The sequence below is a fragment of the Microbacterium sp. PA5 genome (assembly GCF_049860775.1).
GTDB lineage: Bacteria > Actinomycetota > Actinomycetes > Actinomycetales > Microbacteriaceae > Microbacterium.
In genome coordinates, this window is sequence record NZ_CP187567.1 from 411,678 (window position 1) to 426,690 (window position 15,013).

12 protein-coding genes are annotated in these 15,013 nt (G+C 72.2%); 7 read left to right on the forward strand and 5 right to left on the reverse strand.

Annotated features, from left to right (window positions below; genetic code table 11):
• Positions 1–92 precede the first annotated feature (92 nt).
• Genes ACPWUT_RS01900 through ACPWUT_RS01910 form a run of 3 tightly spaced genes read right to left on the reverse strand, consistent with a single transcriptional unit; the run spans position 93 to position 3,294 of the window.
• Positions 93–980: a carbohydrate ABC transporter permease gene (locus ACPWUT_RS01900; protein ID WP_284528738.1), complete on the reverse strand. Its 888-nt coding sequence runs from the start codon at positions 978–980 to the stop codon at positions 93–95.
• On the reverse strand, positions 977–1,996 hold the full coding sequence (locus ACPWUT_RS01905; protein ID WP_284528739.1) for a carbohydrate ABC transporter permease: 1,020 nt from the start codon (positions 1,994–1,996) through the stop codon (positions 977–979). Before ACPWUT_RS01905 ends, ACPWUT_RS01900 begins: the two co-directional genes overlap by 4 nt.
• 8 nt (positions 1,997–2,004) lie before the next feature.
• Positions 2,005–3,294, reverse strand: a complete 1,290-nt coding sequence (locus ACPWUT_RS01910; protein ID WP_284528740.1) for an ABC transporter substrate-binding protein — start codon at positions 3,292–3,294, stop codon at positions 2,005–2,007.
• A gap of 124 nt (positions 3,295–3,418) precedes the next feature.
• Here ACPWUT_RS01910 and ACPWUT_RS01915 point away from each other — a divergent pair, with 124 nt between their 5' ends.
• Positions 3,419–4,477, forward strand: coding sequence for a LacI family DNA-binding transcriptional regulator (locus ACPWUT_RS01915; protein ID WP_284528741.1), 1,059 nt, complete (start codon positions 3,419–3,421; stop codon positions 4,475–4,477).
• Here the strand turns inward: ACPWUT_RS01915 and ACPWUT_RS01920 are convergent.
• Positions 4,383–5,609 carry an ROK family transcriptional regulator gene (locus ACPWUT_RS01920; protein ID WP_284528742.1) on the reverse strand — a complete coding sequence of 409 codons (1,227 nt, stop codon included), beginning with the start codon at positions 5,607–5,609 and terminating at the stop codon, positions 4,383–4,385. The two genes, ACPWUT_RS01915 and ACPWUT_RS01920, sit on opposite strands and share 95 nt — an antisense overlap.
• Before the next feature lie 166 nt (positions 5,610–5,775).
• Here ACPWUT_RS01920 and xylA point away from each other — a divergent pair, with 166 nt between their 5' ends.
• Positions 5,776–6,966 carry a xylose isomerase gene (xylA, locus tag ACPWUT_RS01925; RefSeq protein WP_425840078.1) on the forward strand — a complete coding sequence of 397 codons (1,191 nt, stop codon included), beginning with the start codon at positions 5,776–5,778 and terminating at the stop codon, positions 6,964–6,966.
• Between the two features lie 97 nt (positions 6,967–7,063).
• Positions 7,064–8,371 (forward strand): xylulokinase, encoded by a 1,308-nt coding sequence (gene xylB / locus ACPWUT_RS01930; RefSeq protein WP_425840081.1) that lies wholly within the window; start codon positions 7,064–7,066, stop codon positions 8,369–8,371.
• A gap of 262 nt (positions 8,372–8,633) precedes the next feature.
• Here xylB and ACPWUT_RS01935 read toward each other — a convergent pair whose 3' ends face one another.
• Complete coding sequence (locus ACPWUT_RS01935) at positions 8,634–9,359, reverse strand: glutamine amidotransferase-related protein (protein ID WP_425840084.1); 726 nt, start codon at positions 9,357–9,359, stop codon at positions 8,634–8,636.
• A 105-nt stretch (positions 9,360–9,464) separates the two neighbouring features.
• Between ACPWUT_RS01935 and ACPWUT_RS01940 the strand changes: the two genes are divergently transcribed.
• The 4 genes from ACPWUT_RS01940 to ACPWUT_RS01955 are packed head-to-tail and all read left to right on the forward strand — an operon-like array spanning position 9,465 to position 14,801.
• Positions 9,465–10,100 carry an RNA polymerase sigma factor gene (locus ACPWUT_RS01940; RefSeq protein WP_284528746.1) on the forward strand — a complete coding sequence of 212 codons (636 nt, stop codon included), beginning with the start codon at positions 9,465–9,467 and terminating at the stop codon, positions 10,098–10,100.
• Positions 10,097–10,561, forward strand: a complete 465-nt coding sequence (locus ACPWUT_RS01945) for a hypothetical protein (RefSeq protein WP_284528747.1) — start codon at positions 10,097–10,099, stop codon at positions 10,559–10,561. The genes ACPWUT_RS01940 and ACPWUT_RS01945 overlap by 4 nt, the downstream gene beginning before the upstream one ends.
• A gap of 48 nt (positions 10,562–10,609) precedes the next feature.
• Positions 10,610–12,286, forward strand: a complete 1,677-nt coding sequence (locus ACPWUT_RS01950; RefSeq protein ID WP_284528748.1) for a S8 family peptidase — start codon at positions 10,610–10,612, stop codon at positions 12,284–12,286.
• Positions 12,287–12,332: 46 nt separating this feature from the next.
• Positions 12,333–14,801 carry a CHAT domain-containing protein gene (locus tag ACPWUT_RS01955; RefSeq protein WP_425840089.1) on the forward strand — a complete coding sequence of 823 codons (2,469 nt, stop codon included), beginning with the start codon at positions 12,333–12,335 and terminating at the stop codon, positions 14,799–14,801.
• Positions 14,802–15,013: the final 212 nt, after the last annotated feature.

A 15,013-nucleotide genomic window follows, 5' to 3' on the forward strand; every position in this document is an offset into this window, starting at 1 on the left:
ACGGCGGGGGAGGTGAGGGTCACGATCGGGATCTCCTTGGTGCGCGGTGGTGCGCGGTGGTGCGAGGGACGGGTGCGCGGGCCGGGGCCGGCTCAGCCCTTGACGGCCCCGGTGAGGCCGCCGACGATGCGGCGCTCGAAGAGGCTGAAGAACACGAGCGCGGGGATCATCGACAGCGAGGTGAAGGCGAGCACCTTGGCGGTGTCGACCGAGTACTGCGATGAGAAGGCCTGCACCCCGAGGGGCAGCGTGTAGCTGGCCTCGTTGTTGAGGATGAACAGCGGCAGGAGGTAGCTGTTCCAGCTGCCGATGAACGCGAGGATGCCGACGGTGATCACGCCCGGCACCGACAGCGGCAGCACCATGCGCCAGAAGAAGCCGAGCCGGCTGCAGCCGTCGATGAACGCGGCCTCCTGGATCTCGTCGGGGATCGCCCGCAGGAACGGCACCAGGATGATGATGGTCGTCGGGAGGGCGAAGGCGATCTGCGGGAGGATGATGCCGCCGAGCGAGTTCATGAGCCCGAGGTCGCGGATCACGATGTACAGCGGCGTGATCGCGACGGTGATGGGGAACATGAGGCCCGCGGCGAACAGCGCGTAGAGCGCGCCGCGCCCGCGGAAGCGGTAGCGGGCGATGACGTAGCTGGCCATGAGCCCGAGCGCCACGACGCCGGCGGTGGTCGCGGTGGCCGTGATCACCGAGTTCAGCACCTGGTTCCAGAACTGCGGTCCCGTGAGCACCGTCAGGTAGTTCTCGATGTTCCACGGGTCGGGCCAGCCCGCCGGGTCGACGGTGATCTGGGAGTTGCTGCGGAACCCGCCGATGATGATGTACAGCACCGGCGCGAGCATGAGCGCGATGACCACGAGGGCCACGAAGTAGACGACGGGGTTGCCCCAGGGGAGCTTCTCCCGGCGGCCGCGACGCCCTCGGGGGGTGACGACGGCGACGGTGGCGGGTGCGGCGACGGCGGTCATCGGCCCTTCTTCCCTTCCGTGAGGGCGCCTTCGGTGTCCCGGCGGAGCACGAAGCGCTGATAGATGAGCGCGACGATCAGCGAGATCACGAAGATCACCACGGCGACGGCGTTGCCGTAGCCGAAGTTGCCGGCGTTGCGTCCGTTGACGACCATGTAGGTCGCCATCGTCGAGGTGCCGGCGGTGGAGGCGACGTACTGTCCCCAGATGATGTAGACGAGGTCGAACAGCTGCAGCGCCCCGATGATCGAGAGGAACGCCCAGATCCGCAGGGTCGGTGCCAGCAGCGGCAGCGTGATGCGCCAGTGGGTCTGCCAGTAGCCGGCGCCGTCGAGGGCGGCGGCCTCGTAGAGCTCCTCCGGGATGCCCTGGAGTCCCGCGAGGAAGAGGATCACCGCGAACCCGACGTACTTCCACGTGAGGATCGCCATGAGGGTCCAGATCGCGATGGACGGATCGGAGATCCAGTCCTGGGCCAGGTTCCCCAGTCCGAGGTCCTGCAGGAGCCCGTTGAGCGCGCCCTGGGTCTGCAGCATGAGGCCGAAGCCGGTGCCGACGACGACCTCGGCGATGACGTAGGGCACGAAGATGAGCACCCGGATGAGGGACTGCCCGCGCATGCGCCGGTTGAGGAGGAGCGCGAGCAGCACCGCGACCGGTCCCTGGAGCACGATCGACGCGATGACGATGAAGCCGTTGTGGCCGAGCGCCTCGAGGAACGTGGGGTCGGTGATGATCGTCAGGTAGTTCTGGAGGCCGACGAAGTCGGTGGGCGGCCCGTAGCCCTGCCAGCGGAAGAAGCCGTAGTAGGCCGCCATCGCGACGGGGAAGATGACGAAGCCGAGGAAGATCAGCAGCGCCGGTCCGACGAGGAGGGCGATCTCCAGTCGGCCGGACCAGCCGATCCCTCGCGGACGGCGGCGCGGCGAGGGCGGGGGCGGCGTGTGGCCGCCCCCGCCGTGCTGCGCGAGATCCGTCTGCGGCGCGTGCGTCACAGATGTCTCGCTGAGGGTCATGATGCCCGTCAGCCCTTCTTGGCCGCGTCGGCGACCGACTGCATCATCTGCTCGGGCGTGCTCTTGCCGGCGAGCAGGTCGACGACGGCGACGTTGAGCGCGTTGCCGACGTTCTGGCCGAGCACCGTGTCGAGCCACTGCGAGACGAACGGCGCCTTGTTGTAGGCCTCGAGCACCTGCTGCAGGTACTCCTCCTGCACCGCGCTCTGGGCGACCGTGTTGACCGGCGGGGCGCTGAACGCCTCGTAGTAGGCCTTCTGCTGGTCGGCGGAGGCGACGAAGTTCAGGAAGTCGGCGCACTCCTTGGGCGCCTTGGCCGAGCACGAGTACCCGTCGACGCCGCCCATCATCGAGCCGGGCTCACCGGCGCCGCCGGACAGCTCCGGGAACGGGAACCAGGCGAGGTCGGGAAGGGGCTGCTCGTCGGGCGTCAGCGAGGCGATCACACCGGGATCCCACGCACCCATGAGCTCCATGGCGGCCTGGTGGTTGGCGACCAGGCCCGCGGAGCTTCCGGCGCCCTGCTGGGCGGAGGTGGTGAGGAAGCCCTCGTTGAACGGCTCGATGGCCGCGAAGTCGGCGAGGTCCTGCGCCGCCTTCAGCCAGCACGCGTCGCTGAAGTCCTTCGAGTCGCCGGTGGCCTCGATGGTCGCCGGGCTGCACTCGCGCAGCGCGAAGTTGTAGTACCAGTGCGCAGCGGGCCAGGCGTCCTTGGCGCCGAGGGCGATGGGGGCGATGCCGGCGTCCTTGAGGGAGCCGACGACGTCCTTGAGCTCGTCGACGGTGGTGGGCGTCGTGGTGATGCCGGCCTCCTCGAAGAGGTCGGACGCGTACCAGAAGCCCGACGGGAGCACGGCCAGGGGCATGGCCCAGACCTTGTCCTGGTAGGTCTCGGCCTTGAACGACCCCTCGGAGATCTCGCTGCGGGCGGTGTCGCTGATGAGGTCGGTGAGGTCCATGAGCTGTCCGGCCTGGACCATGGCGGTCATCTTGCCGCCGCCGCGCTGGAGGAAGATGTCGGGTGGGTCGCCGGCGTTGAGCGCGGTCTGCAGCTTGCCGTCCATGTCCTCGTTCTGCACGGACTGCATCGTGATCGTGACGTTGTCGTTCTCCGCCTCGAAGGCGGCGATCGCGTTCTTCCAGAACTCCTGTCCGGGACCGGTGGTGGAGTTCTGCCAGAGCGTCATCTCCACCGGACCGCCCTCGGCGGCCGGTTCACCCCCGCCGCCGCAGGCGCTGAGCGCGAGCGAGCCGGCGATCAGGAGCGAGGCCCCGGCCAGGATCTTGTGGGCTTTCATGTGATTCCTGTTCTCTTCGTCGAGTCGGCATCCCGGCGGTGCGGCCGGTTGCATAAGTTTCTAAACACAACAAAACGGTGTCAAACGTTTTCGAAACCGTTTTCCAGCCGGCTATCCTGGCGACATGACCCAGCGGCGACCGACGATCCACGATGTCGCCGCGCGCGCAGGCGTCTCGGTGGCCACGGTCTCCAAGGCCATGAACGGCCGCTACGGCGTGGCGACGGAGACCGCCGACAGGGTGCTTCGCGCCGTCGCCGAGCTCGGCTACGAGTCCAGCCTCATCGCCAGCAGCATGCGCTCGCGCCGCACCGGGGTCATCGGCGTGCTGGTCGCCGACTTCGAGCCCTTCAGTGCCGAGGTGCTCAAGGGCGTGGGCGAGGCGCTGCGCGACTCCCGCTACGACCTCCTCGCCTACACCGGCTCCCGCGGCGACGACGACGGCTGGGAGCGCCGCTCGCTGTCGCGCCTGAGTGGCACGCTCATCGACGGCGCCATCATGGTGACCCCCACGGTGGTCAACGTCAGCACCGAGGTGCCGCTCGTGGCCGTCGACCCCCACGCCGGGCCGGCCGACCTGCCCATCGTCGAGTGCGACAGCTTCGGCGGGGCCCGGGAGGCGACGCGCTACCTCATCGAGCTCGGGCACCGGCGCATCGGCTACATCGCAGGGCGGGCCGACCTGCGCTCCTCGATCGCGCGCGACGCGGGCTACCGCCGCGCGCTCGCCGACGCCGGGATCCCGTTCGATCCCGCGTACGTCGGCGCGGGCCGCTATCAGGAGTCGACCGCGCGGGAGGTCGCGATCGACATGCTCTCGACCGCCGATCGGCCCACCGCGATCTTCGCCGCGAACGACATCTCCGCGCTCGCGATCCTGCAGGTCGCGGCGGACCTGGGGCTCGAGGTGCCGCGGGATCTGTCGATCGTCGGGTTCGACGACATCCCCGAGGCCACCCGGCACGCGCCGGCGCTCACGACGGTCCGTCAGCCCATGGGACGGCTGGGCGCGGAGGCGGCAGGCATGCTGCTCGCGCTGCTGCGGGGGGAGGAGCCGGAGGTCACCCACCTGCGGCTTCCGACCAAGCTCATCCCTCGCGCGACGACGGCTCCGCCGGCGACGACGACCCGGCCGAGCTCGGTGATCCGCTCGAGCTCAGGGGGTCGCGCAGCAGCTCGCTGAAGGCGGCCTCCGCGGCGCCGATGAGCAGCCGATCCTCGCCCAGTGCGGCGGGCAGCAGCGCGACGTCGGCCGCGTTCGCGGGCATCGACTGGGCGCGCACGAGGTCGGTGAGCTCGGGCAGGTCCCAGGTCGCGAGGGTCGCGAGGAAGCCGCCGAGCACGACCACCTGCGGGTTGAGCACGTTCACGGCGTTGGCGAGCGCGGTGGAGAGGATGCGGCGCTGACGCGCCACCTCGTCGCCGACGATGGCCGAGGCGTCCGCCTGGGCGGCCTCGGCCAGCGCGGCGGCGAGCGTCGGCTCGTCGGCGCCGGCGAGACCGACGGCCTCCAGCAGCCGCGACCGGCTCACTTCGTCCTCCAGCACGCCTCCCGGGGCGCGGCGGTCGGCGGCGTCGGCGATGCCCGGCCGGTTCTGGCCGAACTCGCCCGCGTAGCCGCCGGCACCGGTCACCGGCATCCCGTTGACGATGAGTCCGCCGCCGATGCCGCTCGCGCCGCCGTTGAGGTAGACCGCGTCGTCGACTCCGACGGCGGCGCCGAACAGGTGCTCGGCGAGCGCCCCGAGGCTCGCGTCGTTGGCGACGAAGGCGGTGAGGCCGGTCGCCGCCTGGAAGAGGTCGCCGAGAGGGGCGTCGGTCCAGCCGAGGTGCGGAGCCTCGCGCACGAGGCCGTCGACGCGGCGCACGAGGCCGGGCACGGCCACGCCGATGGCGACGATCCGGGCGGCGGCGAGGTCGCCGTCACGCCACGCGGCGAGCTGGGCGGTGGTGAGCGCGACGGTGCTCTCGGGCGTCGGCGGCTCGGGCACCTCGATGCGCGCGCGGGCCGCGATCCGGCGATCCAGCCCCACCGCCGCGACGGTGACGGCGTCGACCTCCGGGTTCACGGCCAGGGCGAGCACCGTGGGGTCGGCGGCGACCATCGGCGACGGCCGTCCCACCCGCCGGCTCGGGTCGGGCGCGCGCTCAATGACGAGGCCCTCGCCGACGAGCTCGGCGACGAGGTCGGCGATCGTGGAGCGATTGAGCCCGGTCGCCTCCGTGAGTGCGGCGCGCGAGATCGGCCCGCTGTGGTGCACGAGGTGCAGCAGCCGGGCGAGGTTGGCCTGGCGAACGCCCACCGTCTCACGCACTCGTCCACTGTAGAGCCCGGGCGGCTTTTGTTGCGCTGATTCCGAAATGCGCTGCCCGCGGGCGAGGCGGGCGACGATCATCCGGCGTCTGCCACTGGACGGGCACGGGCCGCGGGTATAGGTTGTAGACCACAACAATTCCCCGCACGTCGCGCAAAGGAGCGTCATGCCCATCTCTCCCACCCCGGCCGACCGGTTCACCTTCGGGCTCTGGACCGTCGGATACAACGGCACCGACCCGTTCGGCGGCCCCACCCGTCCCGCCCTCGACGTCGTCCACGTCGTCGAGAAGCTGGCGGAGCTCGGCGCCTACGGCCTCACCTTCCACGACGACGACCTCGTCGCCTTCGGCTCGTCCGAAGCCGAGCGCCAGTCGCAGATCGACCGACTGAAGGGCGCGCTCGCCGACACCGGCCTCACCATCCCCATGGTGACCACGAACCTCTTCAGCGCGCCCGTGTTCAAGGACGGGGGCTTCACCTCCAACGACCGCGACGTCCGCCGGTTCGCCATCCGCAAGGTGCTGCGGCAGATCGACCTCGGCGCCGAGCTCGGTGCGCAGACCTTCGTCATGTGGGGCGGCCGCGAGGGCGCCGAGTACGACTCGGCGAAGGACGTCCAGGCGGCGCTGGAGCGCTACCGCGAGGCGGTCAACTTCCTCGGCGACTACGTGGTCAGCAAGGGGTACGACCTGCGCTTCGCCATCGAGCCCAAGCCGAACGAGCCGCGCGGCGACATCCTCCTGCCCACGGTCGGACACGCCCTGGCGTTCATCGACTCCCTCGAGCGCCCCGAGATGGTCGGCCTCAACCCCGAGGTCGGGCACGAGCAGATGGCGGGGCTGAACTTCGCCGCCGGTATCGCGCAGGCGCTCTACCACGGCAAGCTCTTCCACATCGACCTCAACGGCCAGCGCGGGATCAAGTACGACCAGGACCTCGTGTTCGGTCACGGCGACCTGCACAACGCCTTCGCGCTCGTCGACCTCCTCGAGCACGGCGGCCCGCAGGGCGGTCCGGCCTACACGGGTCCGCGGCACTTCGACTACAAGCCGAGCCGCACCGAGGACGAGACGGGCGTGTGGGAGTCCGCCGCCGCGAACATGCGCACCTACCTGCTCCTCAAGGAGCGCGCCGCGGCCTTCCGCGCCGACCCCGAGGTGCAGGAGGCGCTCGTCGCCGCGCGCGTCGCCGAGCTGTCGCAGCCGACCTTCGGCGAGGGCGAGACGTACGACGACTTCGTCGCCGACCGCTCCGCCTACGAGGACTTCGACGCCGACGCCTACCTCGGCGGCAAGGGGTTCGGCTTCGTCCGCCTGCAGCAGCTCGCGACCGAGCACCTGCTCGGCGCACGCTGATCGGCCGCCGCCGCACCGCCGCAGCGCCCTCGGCGCCGGGACGACCTCTCGGCGCCGAGACGCGCGCGCGGCAGTCAGAACACGGAAGGATGCCGCCATGGCACTCGTGATGGGCGTCGACAGCTCGACGCAGTCGTGCAAGGTCGTGATCGTCGATACGGACACGGGAGCGATCGTCCGCGAGGGGCGCGCGTCGCACCCCGACGGGACGAGCGTCGACCCCGAGGCGTGGTGGACGGCGCTGCAGACGGCGATCGCCGCTGCCGGCGGCATGGATGACGTCGCCGCGTGGTCGATCGGCGGGCAGCAGCACGGCATGGTCGCCCTCGACGCGCAGGGTCGCGTCGTGCGAGACGCGCTGCTGTGGAACGACACGCGTTCGGCCGGCGCCGCCGCCGACCTGATCGCCGAGTTCGGCGCCGACGCGCTCGCGCGTCGCACCGGGCTCGTGCCGGTGGCGTCGTTCACGATCACCAAGCTGCGCTGGCTGCGCGACCACGAGCCCGACAACGCCGCGCGCGTGGCGGCGGTGGCGCTGCCCCACGACTGGCTGACCTGGCGCCTGCGCGGCTTCGGTCCCGTCGCGGACGGATCGGGGGAGACGGCGGAGGCGGCGCTGGACGAGCTCGTCACCGACCGCTCCGACGCATCCGGCACGGGGTACTGGAACCCCGCCGACGACGCGTACGACCGCGAGCTGCTCGTCGCGGCCCTCGGTCACGATGCGGTGCTGCCGCGCGTGCTCGGCCCGCGCGAGTCGGTCGCCGATTCCGCCGGCCGCCGCGTCGGCCCGGGCGCCGGTGACAACGCGGGTGCCGCCCTGGGCGTCGGCGCCGGTCTCGGCGACGTCGTCGTTTCGATCGGCACGAGCGGCACCGTCTTCGCGATCAGCGCCGAACCGGTCCGCGACGTGTCCGGGACGGTGGCCGGCTTCGCCGACGCCGACGGGCACTTCCTCCCGATCGTCGTGACCCTCAACGCCGCGCGCGTGCTCGACGCCGTCGCTCGGCTCCTCGGCGTGGACCATGCCGAGCTGTCCCGTCTCGCGCTCGCCGCCGAGCCGGGCGCGGCGGGGCTGACGCTGGTGCCGTACTTCGAGGGCGAGCGCACTCCGAACCTGCCGGATGCCACGGCATCCCTCACCGGCATGACCCTCGCCTCGACGACGCGGGAGAACCTGGCGCGTGCGGCCGTGGAGGGCATGCTGCGGGGGCTCGGCGCCGGAGTGGACGCGCTGCGGGCGGCCGGCGTGCCGATCGAGCGGGCGCTGCTGATCGGCGGTGCCGCGCAGTCCGAGGCGGTCCGACGCGTCGCGCCCGACGTGCTCGGTGTGCCCGTCGAGCTGCCCGCGCCGGGCGAGTACGTCGCCCTGGGCGCCGCCCGGCAGGCCGCCTGGATGGTGTGACACCGGGGCGCCCCGGTCCCCGGGTCGAGGGTGGTCTCGTTTCGTCTCGCTGCGCTCGCTCAACGACCGAGCGTCCTTCCCCCGGTCGTTGAGCGAGGAGCGCAGCGACGAGACGAAACGTCGCCCAACGACCGAGCGTCCTTCCCCCGGTCGTTGAGCGAGGAGCGCAGCGACGAGACGAAACGTCGCCCAACGACCGAGATGCTTCTCCCGGTCGTTGAGCGGGGAGCGCAGCGACGAGACGAAACGCCCCGCCCCCGCGTCAGAACGTCTCGGCGAAGGCGCGGAGGATGCGCACCGGCTCGGTGAGCGAGGCGGCCAGCACGCGTGCGGCGATCGCGTCGTAATCCGACGCGGCGAAGTAGCCGTCGTCGCGGTACACCGCCATGCGCTCGGTGAAGGCCCGGCCGGTCGGCTCGGGATGGAACTGCGTCGCGTAGAGGCGGTCGCCCACGCGGTACGCCTGCACGGGGCACGCCTCGTTCGTGGCGAGCAGCACCGCGCCCTCGGGCACGCGCCCGGTGCCCTCCTTGTGGGCGGTCAGAGCCGCGAACGTGTCGGCGAGCCCGCCGAAGAGCGGATCGGCGGCGGCGTCGGCGGTGAGCGACACGGTCGTCGGACCGGTGTCCTCCGGGTAGGCGCGGGTGACGTCGCCGCCGAGGGCGCGGGTCGCGACGCCGATGCCGAAACAGGTGAACAGTGCGGCTACGGACCCGGCGGCGGCCTCCCGGGCGAGGCGGGCCAAGTCGGCTTCGAGCCGGCGCTGCACATCGGTCTTCGTCGATTCGGGATCCGTGACGTTGAACGGGCTCCCGCCGACGACGACCCCCCGCCAGCGCTCGACGGCGTCCGCGGGAAGCGGCGCCGTGACGAGGTCCCAGCGCTCCAGTGACTGCTCGTCCAGCCTCATGGCGCTGCGGAACGACTCGTACTCGGCGGCGGCCGCACCCTGCTGCGGACGGACGCAGAGGTAGACGAGCGGGCGCATGGCCCGAGTCTAGGCGGGGTCCGAGCACACGACCAGGAACGTGTCATCGCCGATGTATCAGGGGCGCTCTGGCCCGCTCTTCAAGATGTGGCCACAATGGGCGGTATGACTGCAACCGACCCGTCGCACGTGCGGGACGACCCCGACGACGACGGTCGGTCGGTCGGCGACGTCTCGATCTGGGACCGGGCAGCCGCGGCGTTCACCCGCTGGCGCGGCGGCGACACCCGCGCCATGGACGACCTCGTGCGCCTCATGACGCCCGTGCTGTGGCACGTCGTGCGCGCGTACGGGCTCGAGCGCTCGCTCGCCGAGGACGTCGTCCAGACCACCTGGCTGACGCTCGTGCGCCGCCACGAGACCATCGCCGAGGACCGTGCGGTAGCCGGCTGGCTGACCACATGCGCGCGCCGGGAGGCGTGGCGCACCGCGAAGGCGCACCAGCGCGTGCGCGCCACGGACGACACCGAGATCGAGCCGCATCTGCCGGTCGAGGTCTCCGCCGAGGAGCGCGCACAGGTCGCCGACAGCGACTCGCGGCTCTGGCGCGCCGTCGGCATCCTCGACGAGCGCTGCCGGCGTCTGCTGCGGATCGTCGCCTTCGAGGAGCGTCCCGACTACGCCCGCATCGCACAGGACCTCGCGATGCCCGTGGGATCGATCGGACCGACACGGCAGCGGTGCCTCGCGAAGCTGCGCACCGCCCTGACGGGTGACGGATGGACAGGAGACGCCTCATGAGCGCTGAGACCGACGCGGAGCTGTTCCGGGCCCTGCGCCGCACCTGGGAGGACGTCGACCCGGCCCCGGCCGACCTCGTCGACCGGATGGTGGCCGCCGTGGCGACCGCCGACCTGTCGCGGGAGTACGCGCTGCTGACGCTCGTGTCGCAGACCGACCTGGCGGCGGTCCGCGGCGACGCGGACGCGCTCACGCTGCAGTTCAGCGACGGCACGGCCAGCGTCCTCATGCACGTGGTGCCGGTCGAGTCCGGCCTGCGGCGCGTGGACGGCTGGGTCGACGCGCCCGCCGTCTCCATCGAACTCGAGCAGGACGGCCGCTCCTGGACGACGGCCCCCGAGCACGGCCGCTTCGCCTTCGACGGCATCCCGGTCGGCATGACGCGGCTGCGCGTGATCCTCGCCGCGGCGACGGATGCCGGAACACCGGCCGAGCTGCGCACGCCCCGCTTCGAGGTGTGAACGCCTGACTCACCGGCCGCCCCCGCGGCACACACGAGAGGATGACCCATGGTCGACGAGCGACGCGGTTCCGAACCCCCGCAGCCGAAGGGATGGTCGTGGCGCGACCGCGCCCGCGGCTCGGTGATCTCGGCGGTGGCGCTGGACCCCGGCACGGAGCCGCTCGACGGCATCGAGGCGTTCCAGACCGTCTATGTGCCTCACCGGCTGCTCGTGAGCTTCGCGCCCGACGACAAGGAGCTGGAGCGGGAGGACGGTCCGTACGGCCGGGTCCGCGAAGCCGCGCGCTCGTTCGGCTGGGGGGTCGTGCCGGAGCTGCTCGACGGCTCCGATCTCGAGCAGGGCGAGCTGCCCGCGCCCCGTCTGCCCGGCGCACCGCGGGTGATCCGGGTGCGGCTGACCACGCCCGACGAGAAGGTCCGCGGCATCTCGCCCGCCCTTCCCGATGCGTGGCGGGTGCTGCAGCAGGTGCGTCGCGACGCGCTCCAGGGCGACGCGGTCCGGGGCCGGGACGGCGAGGTCGACGTGGCGGCGACGCTGCGGGCCGCCGGCCTCGACCGGGTGGGGCTGGACCACGTGCTGACCGTCGACCCCATCGGGATCAATCCGTTCACCAAGACGAACCCGTTCACCAAGACGAACCCCTTCACGAAGACCAACCCGTTCACGAAGACGAATCCGTTCACCAAGACCAACCCGGTCGGCGAGTACGCCGACAACGGGTCCGGTGGCCGGCAGCCGGTCGCGTGGGTCGGGGCGGCGCCGCTGCGCACCCCGGTTCCCGACGGGCACCGTCGTGCGGTCGTGGCCGTGCTCGACACCGGCGCGGGCACCCACGACTGGCTGCCCGACGACATCGTCGATCGGCACGTGACCATCGACGGGCGCCCGGTCGGCCTCGACGACGAGGCGAACCCCGAGATCTATCCCGACCTCTACGGACCTCTCGACGGACAGCTCGACGAGGTGTCGGGGCACGGCACCTTCATCGCCGGCATCGTCCGCCAGGCCGCGCCGGATGCCGACATCCTCGCCGTGCGCGTCGCCGACGCCCAGGGGCTCGTCGAGGAGTCCAACCTCCTCGCCGTCATCGAGGACCTGGGGGTGCTCGTCTCCCGCTACCAGAACGGGGATGAGGGCGGACGCCCGATCGATGTGCTCAGCCTGTCTCTCGGCTACTACCACGAGACGCCGGAGGACGGTCTGTACACGCGCGACCTCTACGACCTGCTCACCGTGCTCCGCGACCTCGGCACGGCCGTGATCGTGTCGGCGGGCAACGACGCGATCGACCGCCCCACGTTCCCGGCGTCGCTGTGGGCGTGGCCCGGCGCCGACAACGGCATCGTCCCCGACGGCGGCGCCCCGCACATCTCGGTGGGGGCGCTGAACCCCGACCGGCGCACCACAGCGCTCTTCTCCAACGTCGGTCCGTGGGTGCGGACGTACGCGGTCGGGGCCGCGGTCGTGAGCACGCTTCCCGACTTCTACGGGGGACTGCAGGCGTCGGCGCGAGATGACGAGTACGAACGGCAGCGCCTGACGATCGGCCCCGAGGACTTCCGCGGCGGCTTCGCCGTCTGGAGCGGTACGTCGTTCGCCGCACCGCTCGTGGCGGGGCGCGTTGCGGCCGCCCTCTCGCCGAGCTCGGCACCGACGCCGCCGGAGAAGAGCATTCCTTCGGTGTGCGAGATCGTCGAGAAGGTGGTCGCCGCCGAGGCCTGACGCGTGCGCGTCGCGCGAAGGGCGGCAGGCACGGCATGCTGTGGGGGTGACCCCCACGGCAGAAGAGCTGTATGCGCGCGGCCGCGAGCTGTCCGCGCAGCGGCGCTACGCCGACGCCGCCGACATGCTCGCGCGGGCGGCCGCCGCGGCCGACGACCCCGACCTCGCCGCGCGGATCATCGGCACCCGCGCGTTCTCCCTGACGCAGACCGGTGACTCCGAGACGGGGGAGCGGACCTGCCGGGAGGCGCTTGCCGACCCGCGCATCAGTCCGCACACACGCGGTGTGCTCGCGGGACAGCTCGGGAGCGTGCTCGTCAACCAAGGCCGCCTCGACGAAGGGCTGGAGTGGCTCGGTCGGGCGATCGACACGATCCCCGACGATCCGATCGCGGTGGCCAACCTCCGGCTGAACCGCAGCCTCGTCCACATGCAGCGGCGGGACCTCGCCGCCAGCACCGCCGACCTCGAGAACGCTCTCGTCGTGTACCGCGAGCACGGCGGCCCCGCCGACATCGCCGAGACGCAGCACAACCTCGGCTACACGGCTCTCCTCGGCGGCGATCTGGTCCGCGCGATGCGCGAGATGAGCGCCGCCCGGCCCGTGTTGGCCGGCTTCTCGCCCGCGAACGCGGCCATCTGCGACAGCGATCGCGCCGAGGTCCTGCGCGACGCCGGGCTCGTCACCGAGGCCGAGCGTCTCCTCGAGTCGGCCGCGGCCGCATTCGGTGCAGACGGGATGCCGCAGGCGCGCGGCGAGGCCGAACTCCATCTGGCCTCCTCCCTGCTGCGCCACGAGCCGGCGCGCGCCGAGCAGGTCGCGCGGACGGCCGCCCGGCGGTTCCGCAGCGTCGGGTCGGCGTCGTGGGCGGCGCGGGCCGAGGGCATCCGACTGCGGTCGCGGATGTCGCGGGGTGCGATGGACCGGTCCGGGCGCATCCGCGGCAGCGCGCGTCGCGTCGACGACGCCGAGGTCGACGCGGTCGCGCGCGAGCTGGCGGGAGCCGGCTTCCGCAACGAGGCGGCCGCGCTCCGGCTGACACGCGAGCTGTGGCGCGCGCGCAGCGGACGGGAGCCCGGACGGATGCCGCGGCTGGCGCCCGGGGCGTCGCTGGATGTGCGGCTCATGGCGTACGAGGTGCGGGCGGTGCGCGCCGCCGCGGCAGGCCGCATCCCCACGGTGCAGCGCGAAGCGGCCGCCGGCCTGGACGAGCTGGCCCAGTGGCGCTCCGCCTACGGCAGCCTCGACCTGCAGACCTCCGTGGCGATGCACGGGCAGGGACTCCTCTTGGCAGGTATCGACTCGGCGGTGCGCTCACGGCGACCCGACCGGGTGTTCGAATGGTCGGAGCGGGCGCGGCAGCTGAGCCAGCAGGTCGTGCCGCTGCGTCCTCCCCCCGACCCCGAGGTGGCCGCCGACCTGGCGGAGCTGCGGATGCTCCGCGCCGACCTCCCCGGCGCGGACTGGCTGTCCGACCCGCGCGCGGTGACGCTCGGCGACCGGGTCCGCCAGCACCAGTGGTCGCGCACCGGCGCCGCCGACGTCGAGGCGCGCGTCGAACTGACGCAGCTGCAATCGCGCCTGGACGAGGACACCGCGGCGCTCGCCTACGTCTACGGGAGCGCCGGCCTGTCGTGCGTGGTCGTGACCGCGAGTGACGCGGCTCTCGTCGAGCTGGAGGGCTGGGCGGCCGCTCGCGAAGCCATCCCCGGGCTCCGCGCCGACCTCGACATGGTCGCCTCGGTGCGCACCGGCCCCATGGCCGACGTCATCCGTCGCTCGCTCGCCGCACGTCTGGCCGACCTGTCCCGCGCGCTCGTCGATGTTCCCCTGCGTCACGCCGGAGATCGGCGGCTCGTCATCACGACCCCCGGGGTGCTCGCCGGCGTCCCGTGGAGCATGCTCCCCGCTCTCGCGGGCCGGCCGTTCACGCTGGCGGCGTCGGCCTCGCGCTGGGCGCGCAGCGAGGTCGTGCCGGCCCGGCGTGCGGGATTCGCCGCGGGACCGCGAGTGCCGCGCGGCGAGGAGGAGATCGCCGTCGCCGCCGCGTCGTGGCAGGGTGCACGACAGCTGCGCGGCGAGGAGGTGACCGTCGCCGAGGTCACCGCGCTCGCTCGCGACGTGGATCTCCTCCACGTGGCGGCGCACGGGCGTCACGCCGCCGACAACCCCCTCTTCTCCGGTCTCGAGCTCGCCGACGGCGTGCTGTTCGGCTACGACGTCGACCAGGTGCGACCGGTGCCGCGGACCGTCATCCTGTCGGCCTGCGAGGTGGGTCGCTCGTCGGTGCGCTGGGGCGAGGAAGCGGTCGGCATGACGCGGGCGTGGCTGCACGCCGGCGTCGGCTGCGTGATCGCCGCTCCGGTGGTGGTCGCGGACGACGACGCCTGCGAACTGCTGGGAGCCCTGCACGTCGAACTCGCTGCGGGCGCTGCGCCCGCCGTCGCGCTGGCCACGGCCCAGACCCGCACCGGCGTCGTCGCCCCCTTCCAGTGCCACGGCGCCGGACTCTGATCGACACGTCCCCGAACTCCCGATCCGACGGGACTTCCGGGCCACCGGAAGAAATCTTCGCGGCGCGTGTATCAGGATGCCTGCAGGCCGCTCCTGATCAATGAACGACCTGGTGACGCCCGCATGGGGATGCGATCGTCGTCCCCGCGGGGGATCAGCAGGTCGTTCATGAAGGCCGGACGGGATCTTTGGGGGAATCGGTCTTCGGGCCG

Coding starts and splice junctions, on each gene's coding strand:
- ACPWUT_RS01905 (WP_284528739.1), bottom strand. CDS start 1,996: ATGACCCTCAGCGAGACATCTGTGACGCACGCGCCGCAGACGGATCTC.
- ACPWUT_RS01940 (WP_284528746.1), top strand. CDS start 9,465: ATGACTGCAACCGACCCGTCGCACGTGCGGGACGACCCCGACGACGAC.
- ACPWUT_RS01900 (WP_284528738.1), bottom strand. CDS start 980: ATGACCGCCGTCGCCGCACCCGCCACCGTCGCCGTCGTCACCCCCCGA.
- ACPWUT_RS01950 (WP_284528748.1), top strand. CDS start 10,610: ATGGTCGACGAGCGACGCGGTTCCGAACCCCCGCAGCCGAAGGGATGG.
- ACPWUT_RS01910 (WP_284528740.1), bottom strand. CDS start 3,294: ATGAAAGCCCACAAGATCCTGGCCGGGGCCTCGCTCCTGATCGCCGGC.
- ACPWUT_RS01945 (WP_284528747.1), top strand. CDS start 10,097: ATGAGCGCTGAGACCGACGCGGAGCTGTTCCGGGCCCTGCGCCGCACC.
- ACPWUT_RS01935 (WP_425840084.1), bottom strand. CDS start 9,359: ATGCGCCCGCTCGTCTACCTCTGCGTCCGTCCGCAGCAGGGTGCGGCC.
- xylA (WP_425840078.1), top strand. CDS start 5,776: ATGCCCATCTCTCCCACCCCGGCCGACCGGTTCACCTTCGGGCTCTGG.
- xylB (WP_425840081.1), top strand. CDS start 7,064: ATGGCACTCGTGATGGGCGTCGACAGCTCGACGCAGTCGTGCAAGGTC.
- ACPWUT_RS01915 (WP_284528741.1), top strand. CDS start 3,419: ATGACCCAGCGGCGACCGACGATCCACGATGTCGCCGCGCGCGCAGGC.